Annotated in this window: 3 protein-coding genes; 2 read left to right on the top strand and 1 reads right to left on the bottom strand. The window is 74.1% G+C overall.

The genetic code is table 11. From position 1 onward, the window contains the following. The first annotated feature begins 311 nt into the window (after positions 1–311). Positions 312–482 (top strand): hypothetical protein, encoded by a 171-nt coding sequence (locus AC2W7J_RS17750; protein WP_485984044.1) that lies wholly within the window; start codon positions 312–314, stop codon positions 480–482. 84 nt (positions 483–566) lie between these two features. On the opposite strand, the gene rpmB is transcribed toward AC2W7J_RS17750, so the two are convergent. After that, complete coding sequence (gene rpmB, locus AC2W7J_RS17745; RefSeq protein ID WP_255185729.1) at positions 567–761, bottom strand: 50S ribosomal protein L28; 195 nt, start codon at positions 759–761, stop codon at positions 567–569. Positions 762–952: 191 nt separating this feature from the next. On the opposite strand from rpmB, the gene AC2W7J_RS17740 reads away from it, so the two are divergent. Continuing rightward, a partial coding sequence (locus AC2W7J_RS17740) for a DAK2 domain-containing protein (protein ID WP_485984042.1) occupies positions 953–2026 on the top strand: 1074 nt, incomplete at its 3' end.

Below are 2026 nucleotides of genomic sequence, written 5' to 3'. Positions count from 1 at the left end.
CGGTCTGCAGCTGCTCCTTGCCGGTCGCGGCGCACCCACGACGACGGGGACCCGGGCACCGACGGGGATGCCACGCTGCGGGCTGCCCACGAGCTGTGCCTGGCCCACCGCACCGCCGGACGCCCCCCGTGGGAGCAGGGGCCGGTCGCAGCCGACGCCGGGGCGACCTCGATGATCGACCTCTCCGACGGGCTCGTGCGTGACCTCGGCCGGGTCGCCGGGCCAGCGGGCTGCGCGTCGAGCTGTCGGGCGAGGCGCTGGCCGAGCACGCCGCCGGCCCGCTCACCGAAGCCCTCGGCGCCGCCGAGGCGATGCGTCAGGTCCTGTCCGGGGGAGAGGAGCACTCGCTCGTCGCGACCTTCGCCCCCGGCGACGTGCCCGCAGGCTGGCAGGTCCTCGGCGCCTGTGCCGCCGGCGAGCCGGCGGTCCTCGTCGACGGCACCGAGCCCACCGTCACCGGCTGGGACCACTTCCGGGCGTGAGGCGCCCCTTCGTCCGGGGAGGGAGGGCACGAAAAAGCCGCCGTCCCCCCGAAGGGGAGCGGCGGCGATGTCGTCAGCCTCGGGTCAGCGCTGGACCTTGCCGGCCTTGAGGCACGAGGTGCAGACATTGAGACGCTTCGGGGTCACCCCGGCGTCGCCCACCTTGGCCCGAACGCGCTGGATGTTCGGGTTCCAGCGACGCTTGGTGCGGCGGTGCGAGTGCGAGATGGAGTGTCCGAAGGACGGTCCCTTGCCGCAGACGTCGCAGTTGGCAGCCACGGGTATCTCCTGTGTTCGTCAGTCAGTGAGTGTCGCGCCCGGGCTGTCCACCACGAAGGGGGGACCCGTCACCGGGCAACCGGTACAGAGTAGCCGAGGTGGGACCGCGGAGCCAAAACGGTGTCGGCAGGCGGCCCGGGGGCCACGACATCGTGCCGCACGGGCCCGCCCTGACGCACCTCTCCACTAACGTGACCGACGTGCTGGAGGTCCTCGACACCGACTCTGTCCGCCGGTGGGTCGTCATGACCCGCGCGGCCCTCGCCGCGCGCCGGGCCGAGATCGATGCGCTCAACGTCTACCCCGTGCCCGACGGTGACACGGGCACCAACATGTACCTCACCCTCGACGAGGCCCTCGCCGGTGCGATGCGCGAGCAGGAGGCCATGGGCGTCGTCGGCGCGGCCCCGCTCTCGCTCGAGGCCGCGGTGCTCTCCCGCTCGGCGCTGCTGTCGGCGCGCGGCAACTCCGGGGTCATCCTCAGCCAGCTCGTGCGGGGGGTGAGCGAGGTCGTCTCCTCGGAGGAGCTCGACGAGGTCGATGTCGCCGCGGTCGGCCGGGCGGTGCGGCAGGGTGCGCGTCGGGCCCGGGAGAGCGTCGTGCGCCCGCAGGAGGGCACGATCCTGTCCGTGGCCGACGCCACCGCCGACGAGGTCGAGCGGGTCATCGCATCCGGAGGCCGGCTCGGCGACGTCACCCGTGCCGCCGTCGACGCGGCGCGCGCGGCCCTCGCCCGCACGCCCGAGCAGCTCCAGGTCCTCGCCGACGCCGGGGTGGTCGACGCCGGGGCGGCCGGCTACCTGCTCTTCGTCGAGGCCCTCGACCAGGTCGTCCACGAGCAGAGCGCACCCTCGCGCTACGCGGTCGACGACTTCACGCTCAACCCCTCGCTGGAGCGCCGGTCCGACTGGTCGACGCCCACCACCGCGACGGCGGGCTCCCACGGCGCCGATCGCGCCGGGTACGACGGGCCGGCCTACGAGGTGATGTACCTCGTCCACGACATGCCCGAGGAGGGGGTCGCCGAGCTGCGCCGCCGCCTCGACGAGATCGGCGACAGCGTCGTCGTCTCGACCGCCTGGGACGTGACCAACGTGCACGTGCACACCGACGACATCGGCGCGGCGCTCGAGGCCGGCCTGGCCCACGCGACTCCCCAGCGGGTGGCGGTGACCCTCCTCGAGACCGTCGACCGAGCGCCCCGGCTGGGGGTCTCGATTGTCGCCCTGCGCGCCGGGCCGGGCATCGGCGCGCGTCGTCGAGGA

It is taken from the genome of Janibacter sp. CFPM2_SD2 (assembly GCF_057364645.1).
The sequence above is the reverse complement of the archived record's forward strand: the minus strand, read 5'-3'. Positions and strand labels throughout refer to the sequence as shown.